This is a genomic window from Bradyrhizobium sp., assembly GCF_036009065.1.
Classification (GTDB): domain Bacteria; phylum Pseudomonadota; class Alphaproteobacteria; order Rhizobiales; family Xanthobacteraceae; genus Bradyrhizobium.
The window spans coordinates 21,171-28,028 of record NZ_DASYMN010000144.1 but is presented as its reverse complement, the minus strand read 5'-3'; the positions used below and the strand labels follow the sequence as shown (position 1 = coordinate 28,028).

Below are 6,858 nucleotides of genomic sequence, written 5' to 3'. Positions count from 1 at the left end.
GTGGGATGAGCAGCGCTACACGGCAACGGGCTTTCCTCGGGTGTTTTATCTGCGCTATCATGGCTACTCGAAGTTCTTTCCGCTCTGGGCGCTGGCGCGGTATCGAAATTTGAAGAGCACCAACAGCAGGGTGGTAGGGGTTGGAATGTGAATTTGGGGGCGGGGACTGACGCGTCCGTGGACAATGCCTTTGATCCACGGCCGATACTGATCGTGACTGGTCTTGCGCAGGAGGCCCGCATCGCGGCTGGGCCCGGCATGACGGTCATCTGCAGCAGCAGCGATCCGCAGCAATTGCGCGCGCTTCTGGCGACGCTCGATCCATCCACAATACGCGGCGTCATCAGCTTCGGCGTTGCCGGCGGTCTCTGTCCGTCCCTGAAGTCGGGGGACGTCGTGGTTGCCACCGAGGTCATGGCTGGCGATTCGCGCTGGCTGGCCGGCTTCGCGCTGAGCGAGGAATTGATCGCCGGCACTGCGCTCGGGAACAGCCGGGTGGTCCAGGGCGGAGTGGCCGGAGTCGAAGAAGTGGTCGCGGCCCAAGCTGGAAAAGCCGCCCTGCATCTGGAGACCGGCGCCATCGCGGTCGACATGGAGAGCCATATCGCGGCGGCCTATGCCGCTGAGGCAGGATTGCCGTTCGCGGCCCTGCGCGTGGTGAGCGACCCTGCGGACCGCGCGCTGCCGGCGCTGGCCATGGCTGCGGTCAAGCCCAATGGCGACATCGACCTGCGCAAGGTTTTGCGCGGTGTGGCGCGAAATCCACTGACCTTGCGGGCGCTGGTATCGACCGGGCTCGACTTCAACCGGGCGCTACGGTCCTTGCGCGGCTGCCGTGCCTTCTTGCTGGGGGGCGAGGGCCTCGTTGCGGAGGATGCCGGAGAAGTACCGGCGGTGGCTTAAGCCGTCATTGCCGGGCTTGACCCGGCAATCCATCGTCTTCGGAAGACTCTTGCAAAGTATGATGGATGCGCGGGTCAAGCCCGCGCATGACGACTTGTGGATTGCTTCCTCGCAAGTGCTCCTCGCAATGACGATAAAGTTCACGCCGCCGTGGAGGCTTTCTGCTGCTGCTTGGCGGCAGCCGCCGCGGCCTCGTCACGGCGGATCTCCGACAGGCGCTTCTGAACTTCGGCCGAGAAGATGTACTGCGCCGGACGCTGATTCTCGAGATTGATCTCGGGCGCCATCGGGCCGGTGGTGCGAATGCCGCGTAGCGCCACCCACATCGCCTTCAGCGGATTGCTCAACGCCGCATTGGCCGCGGTCGGCTCGTAACCGCAATGCGCCATGCAGTCGGCGCACTTCTCATACTTGCCGGTGCCGTAGGTTTCCCAGTCCGTGGTGTCCATCAATTCCTTGAAGGTTTTTGTGTAGCCTTCGCCCAGGAGATAGCAGGGCTTTTGCCAGCCGAAGATATTGCGCGCCGGCATGCCCCATGGGGTGCATTCGTAGTTCTGGTTGCCTGCGAGGAAGTCGAGGAACAGGCCGGAGTGCATGAAATTCCACTTCTTGCCCTTGCCGAGCGCGAATACGTCGCGGAACAGCTTCTTGGTCTTGGTGCGGTTGAGGAAGTGCTCCTGATCCGGCGCGCGCTCATAGGCATAGCCCGGGGACATCGAAACGCCGACGCCAAGCTCGGTGGTGAAATCGAGAAATTTTGCGATTTCTTCGGCGGCGTGGCCGTCGAAGATCGTCGCGTTGACGTTGACCGTGAAGCCGCGGGCTTTCGCGGCCTTGACCGCCGATACCGCGCGATCGAACACGCCCTTCTGCGACACCGCCTTGTCGTGGTGCTCCTTCAGGCCGTCCAGATGCACCGAGAAGAACAGATAGGGCGACGGCTCGAACAGATCGAGCTTCTTTTCCAAAAGCAGGGCGTTGGTGCAGAGCGAGACGAATTTCTTGCGCGCCACCAGCCCGCGTACGATCTCGCCGATCTCCTTGTGGATCAGCGGCTCGCCGCCGGGAATCGCCACCATCGGCGCGCCACATTCGTCGGCGGCATCCCAGCATTCCTGCGCCGACATGCGGCGATTGAGAATTGCATCGGGGTAGTCGATCTTGCCGCAGCCGACGCAGGCGAGGTTGCAGCGAAACAGCGGCTCCAGCATCAGCACCAGCGGATAGCGCTTGCGGCCCATCAATTTCTGTTTGATCAGGTAGCCGCCGATGCGGAGCTCTTTGAAGAACGGTATTGCCATTACAAGTTTTCTTTCTGGACTTTAGCTCGAGTTAGATCAGCCCGCAGTGAGTTCGGCCGGAAGCCGGAATTCGATGTTTTCTTCCCGTCCCGTCAGGACCGAAACGGCCACCGGCCCGATGCGCCTCAGGGCCTCAATGACGTCATCGACAAGAACTTCCGGCGCCGACGCGCCAGCCGTGATGCCCACGGCCTTCGCGCCTTTCAGCCAATCCGGATTGAGTTCGCTGCCATCGGCAATGAGATAACTTGCGACCCCGACTTCGGTACCGATTTCGCGAAGCCGATTGGAGTTGGAACTATTGGTCGCCCCCACCACCAGGATAACGTCGACGAGCTTGCTGAGGTCTCTTACCGCAGATTGCCGGTTCTGTGTCGCATAGCAGATATCCCGGATGTCCGGGCCTTGAATATCTGTAAAACGCGCCTGGAGCGCCGCAATGATGTCCCTTGTGTCGTCGACGCTGAGGGTCGTCTGGGTGATGTAGGCTACCGGGGTGTCGGCAGGCAGCGTAAGGGCCGCGACGTCGTCCACATTCTGGACAAGAAGTACCGGGCCGGGAACCTGGCCCATGGTTCCCACCACTTCAGGATGGCCGGCGTGCCCGATCAGGACCAGCGCGCGGCCCTTCGACATGTATCGCTTGCCCTGATTATGCACCTTGGTGACCAGGGGGCAGGTTGCATTCAAAACGGGCAAGCCGCGCGTCGCGGCTTCTTCCTCGACGCTTTTGGCGACGCCGTGGGCGCTGAAGACCGTGACCGCGTGGGGCGGAACCTCCGACAAATCCTCGACAAATATCGCCCCTTTGCCCTTCAGGCTTTCGACGACGTATTTGTTGTGCACGATTTCGTGGCGGACATAGACCGGTGGACCATATTTCTCCAGCGCGCGCTCGACGATCTCGATGGCGCGCACGACCCCGGCGCAAAAGCCGCGGGGCTGCGCGAGAAACACTTCCATGGGGCGGCCGTTACGCAAGCTGCACCGCGCTCATTGTCGGTCTCCGTTCCATAGCCTCAAATATGTGCAATATCTGCACCAAGTTCCGTCCCGCATTCATTCATGCCCCCGAGCCGCATGGCGGCCGAGGAACTTTGTGACAAAAATACCTTCGAAAGCAAAGGCGGATTCAGAACAAGATTACCGCAGCGGGATGGTCTGAAGGTACTATAATACAGCTATGCTCCCAATGCGCACTTTTTGACGCCCCCTTGAACCCCTCGTTCGTCACTTTACCGCCCGACAATCCCGGTTATACAGCCCCGGACAGGACCTCGGCACACTTTATGCCACCTTATCGTGGCCTTAAAGACAAGTGTATTCAAAGCCATTAGATCAGGTTCCGGAACTCCGGTACACACCGGGCGTTTCAGGCCAACCGGCAGATAGAAAGAAAAAGTGTGCTTACAAGTTTCGTTGTTTCGGTTGTCAGGACCTGTACCCGTTTTGCCCCGCTAACCGTTGTGCTCTCGCTCGTCCTTGCGCTGGGGGCGAGCTTCTATGCGGCTCGGCATTTCAAGATCAACACCGACATCAACACGTTGATTTCGCCCGATCTCGATTGGCGCCAGCGCGACATTGCGTTCGAAACGGCCTTCCAGCAGGAAAGATTGATTCTGGCCGTGGTGGAGGCGCCTACGCCTGAATTCGCCAGCGCGGCGAGCGCCAAGTTGGTCGAGAAACTGTCTCCCGACACCAAGAATTTCGATTCGGTCCGCTCGCTGAACGACACCGAGTTTTTCCAGAAGAACGGATTGTTGTTTCTTCCGAAGGAAGAGGTGGCTCAGGCCACCGGCCAGTTCGCATCCGCCGCGCCTTTGATTGAAATCATGGCTGGCGATCCCAGTCTGCGCGGACTGACCGGCGCTCTGGAGACCGGGCTTGCGGGGGTCAAGCGTGGCGAGATCAAACTGGACAGCACGGCAACGCCGTTCTCGCTGATCGCCCAGACCGTCGAGGATGTACTGAACAAGGGCTCGGCGACCTTCTCGTGGCGTGAACTTGCCAACAACAAACCGTTGGCCGACGCCGATCGCCGCTCCTTCATTGAATTCAAGCCGATTCTCGATTTCAACGCGCTGGAGCCGGGCAAGGACGCGACCGACGCGATCAGGCAGGCTGCCAGGGATCTCAATCTCGCGGGCGAATATGGCGCGCGGGTGCGGCTGACCGGGCCGGTTCCGACTGCCAATGAAGAGTTCGCGACCGTTCAGGATGGCGCCGTGGTCAACAGTATCGGCACCGTACTCGTGGTGCTGTTGATTCTCTGGATGGCGCTGCATTCGTCGAAAATCATCTTCGCCGTTTTCGTGACGCTGTTCATCGGCCTTGCGACCACCACCGCCGCCGGCCTGATGATGGTAGGATCGCTGAATTTGCTGTCGATTGCGTTCGCCGTGCTGTTCATCGGATTGGGCGTCGATTTCGGCATCCAGTACAGCGTGCGATACCGGTCCGAGCGGTTCAAGAACAACGACCTGGAAGCAGCACTCGTCCACGCGGCCGAGCGCTCGGCCGTTCCCCTGTCGCTTGCGGCGATGGCGACCGCAGCGGGGTTCTTGTCGTTCCTGCCGACCGACTACAAGGGTATTTCCGAACTCGGCAAGATCGCCGGCGTTGGCATGCTGGTGGCCTTCCTCGCGAGCATCACCGTATTGCCGGCGCTGCTCAAGATGCTCAATCCGCCCGGAGAAAAGGAGCCGGTCGGCTATGCGTTCCTGGCGCCGGTCGACCATTTTCTGGAAAAGCATCGTATTGCGATTATCGCCGTCACGCTGCTGGTGGCCATCGCCGGAATGCCGGCGCTGTATTTTCTCAAGTTCGACTTCAATCCGATCCATCTGAGAAATGCCAAGGTCGAATCGATCGCGACCTATCTCGATCTGCGAAAAGATCCGAACACCGGCGCCAGCGCCGTCAACGTCATGGGCAAGTCCGTGGATGACGCGCGGAAGATCGAGGCCCGCCTTGCCAAGGTGCCGGAAGTTCTTCGGACCAGGTCGCTGGACAGTTTCGTGCCGCCCGATCAACCGGCCAAACTGAAGCTGATCGCGCAGGGCGCGAAGGTGCTCAATCCGGCATTGAATCCCGACCAGATCGACGCGCCGCCCACCGATCAGGAGAATATCGACGCGCTCAAGGGCGCTGCCGACAGTCTGCGCAAGACGGCCGGCGATGCCAAGGGCCCGGGCGCGGACGCGTCGCGCCGGCTTGCCGACGACTTGACCAAACTCGCCGACTCCAATGAAGCCACGCGGAACAAGGCGCAGGCGGTTTTCGTCGATCCGCTGAAGATCATGATCGCGCAGCTCAAGCTGCTGCTTCAGGCCCAGCCAGTCAGCCTGAAGACGCTGCCGCCGGATCTCGTGCGGTCGTGGCAAACCCCGGAGGGTATCACCCGGGTCGAAGCGTTGCCGCGCGGTGACCCCGACGATAACGAGACGCTGCGAAAATTCGCCGCCGCGGTTCTCGCCGCCGAGCCAACTGCGATCGGCGGGCCGGTGTCGATTCTCAAATCCGGCGAGACCGTCGTGAAGGCCTTCATCCATGCCGGATTCTGGGCGCTGATCTCGATCAGCCTTTTGCTCTGGCTGGCGCTGCGGCGAATAACCGACGTACTGCTGACGCTGGTGCCACTGCTGGTGGCCGGCGCGGTGACGCTGGAAATCTGCGTGCTGATCGGCTTGCCGCTCAACTTCGCCAACATCGTCGCGCTGCCGCTGCTGCTCGGCGTCGGCGTTGCGTTCAAGATCTACTACGTCACCGCGTGGCGGTCCGGCAGAACGAATCTGTTGCAGTCGAGCCTGACGCGAGCAATATTTTTCAGCGCGATGACGACGGCCACGGCGTTCGGAAGCCTCTGGCTATCGAGCCATCCGGGCACCGCGAGCATGGGCAAGCTTCTGGCGCTGTCGCTTGTCACCACGCTCGCCGCGGTGTTGCTGTTCCAGCCCGCGCTAATGGGCAAACCGCGCGATGTCAGGGAGGAGACAAATATCGCCGACGACATCACCTGAGGCCGCGGCGGCGGTCTTCTGGCCGGGAGCGACTGTCTTCGGACCGGTCGATCCGGTCGTCTTGGGCGCAGGCGGAGGCGCAACGGTTTTCGGTTGAGCCGGTTGGCCGGGAAGGCCGGTCGTCTTTATCCCGCTGGCCGCCTTCGGCGGCCCCTTGGCCATGCTGTTGGAAGGGCTGCTGGGAATCGGAGGCGCGACGCGGGTCCAGGTTTCGCCGCCGCACAGAAAGCCCAATACGCAGCCCTGAATCTCAAGCTTGTCCGAACCGACGGGCTTGATCGTCGAACTATAAAGCTTGCCGTCCTTGGCGTTGTAAACTTGGCCTTCCCACTGGTCCGCCCCGGTCTTTTTCTTCATGTCGATCAGGATCGGCATGCCCAGGGTCGGTCGGCTCTGCAGCGAAACATCGGGATTGTTGAGGTCGCGGCCGCCGGGCGTTTTCTCCCACGCCACCACCCCCCACATGCTGCCGTTGCATTCGGCGACGCGGATGTTGGCGACTTCGTCCGCGACTTTCCAGTCGCCGGTTGGATCGGCCGCGAGCGCCGTTCCGAAGCCTGACGTAAAAACGATTCCGCAAACCACCAAGGAGCGCGTGAAGTTTGGAGGGCAGTGCAACATGGTTCGAACCTATG

6 protein-coding genes are annotated in these 6,858 nt (G+C 61.2%); 3 read left to right on the top strand and 3 right to left on the bottom strand.

Translation table 11 applies throughout. The features are described from left to right. The coding region (locus VGP39_RS08715) for a hypothetical protein (RefSeq protein ID WP_327567703.1) at window positions 1-151 on the top strand (151 nt) is incomplete at its 5' end. Continuing rightward, on the top strand, window positions 148-903 hold the full coding sequence (locus VGP39_RS08710) for a phosphorylase (protein ID WP_327567702.1): 756 nt from the start codon (window positions 148-150) through the stop codon (window positions 901-903). The genes VGP39_RS08715 and VGP39_RS08710, both read left to right, overlap by 4 nt. A 140-nt stretch (window positions 904-1,043) precedes the next feature. Here the strand turns inward: VGP39_RS08710 and hpnH are convergent, their stop codons facing one another. Next, window positions 1,044-2,204: an adenosyl-hopene transferase HpnH gene (gene hpnH / locus VGP39_RS08705; RefSeq protein WP_327567701.1), complete on the bottom strand. Its 1,161-nt coding sequence runs from the start codon at window positions 2,202-2,204 to the stop codon at window positions 1,044-1,046. A 36-nt stretch (window positions 2,205-2,240) separates the two neighbouring features. Then, window positions 2,241-3,167: a 4-hydroxy-3-methylbut-2-enyl diphosphate reductase gene (gene ispH / locus VGP39_RS08700; protein WP_414644605.1), complete on the bottom strand. Its 927-nt coding sequence runs from the start codon at window positions 3,165-3,167 to the stop codon at window positions 2,241-2,243. Window positions 3,168-3,607: 440 nt separating this feature from the next. Here ispH and VGP39_RS08695 point away from each other — a divergent pair, with 440 nt between their 5' ends. Further along, window positions 3,608-6,223, top strand: a complete 2,616-nt coding sequence (locus VGP39_RS08695) for an MMPL family transporter (RefSeq protein ID WP_327567699.1) — start codon at window positions 3,608-3,610, stop codon at window positions 6,221-6,223. Here the strand turns inward: VGP39_RS08695 and VGP39_RS08690 are convergent. Beyond that, entirely contained in the window at window positions 6,164-6,844 is a 681-nt protein-coding gene (locus VGP39_RS08690) for a DUF2147 domain-containing protein (protein WP_327567698.1), read from the bottom strand. The genes VGP39_RS08695 and VGP39_RS08690 overlap by 60 nt on opposite strands. Between the last annotated feature and the right edge of the window lie 14 nt (window positions 6,845-6,858).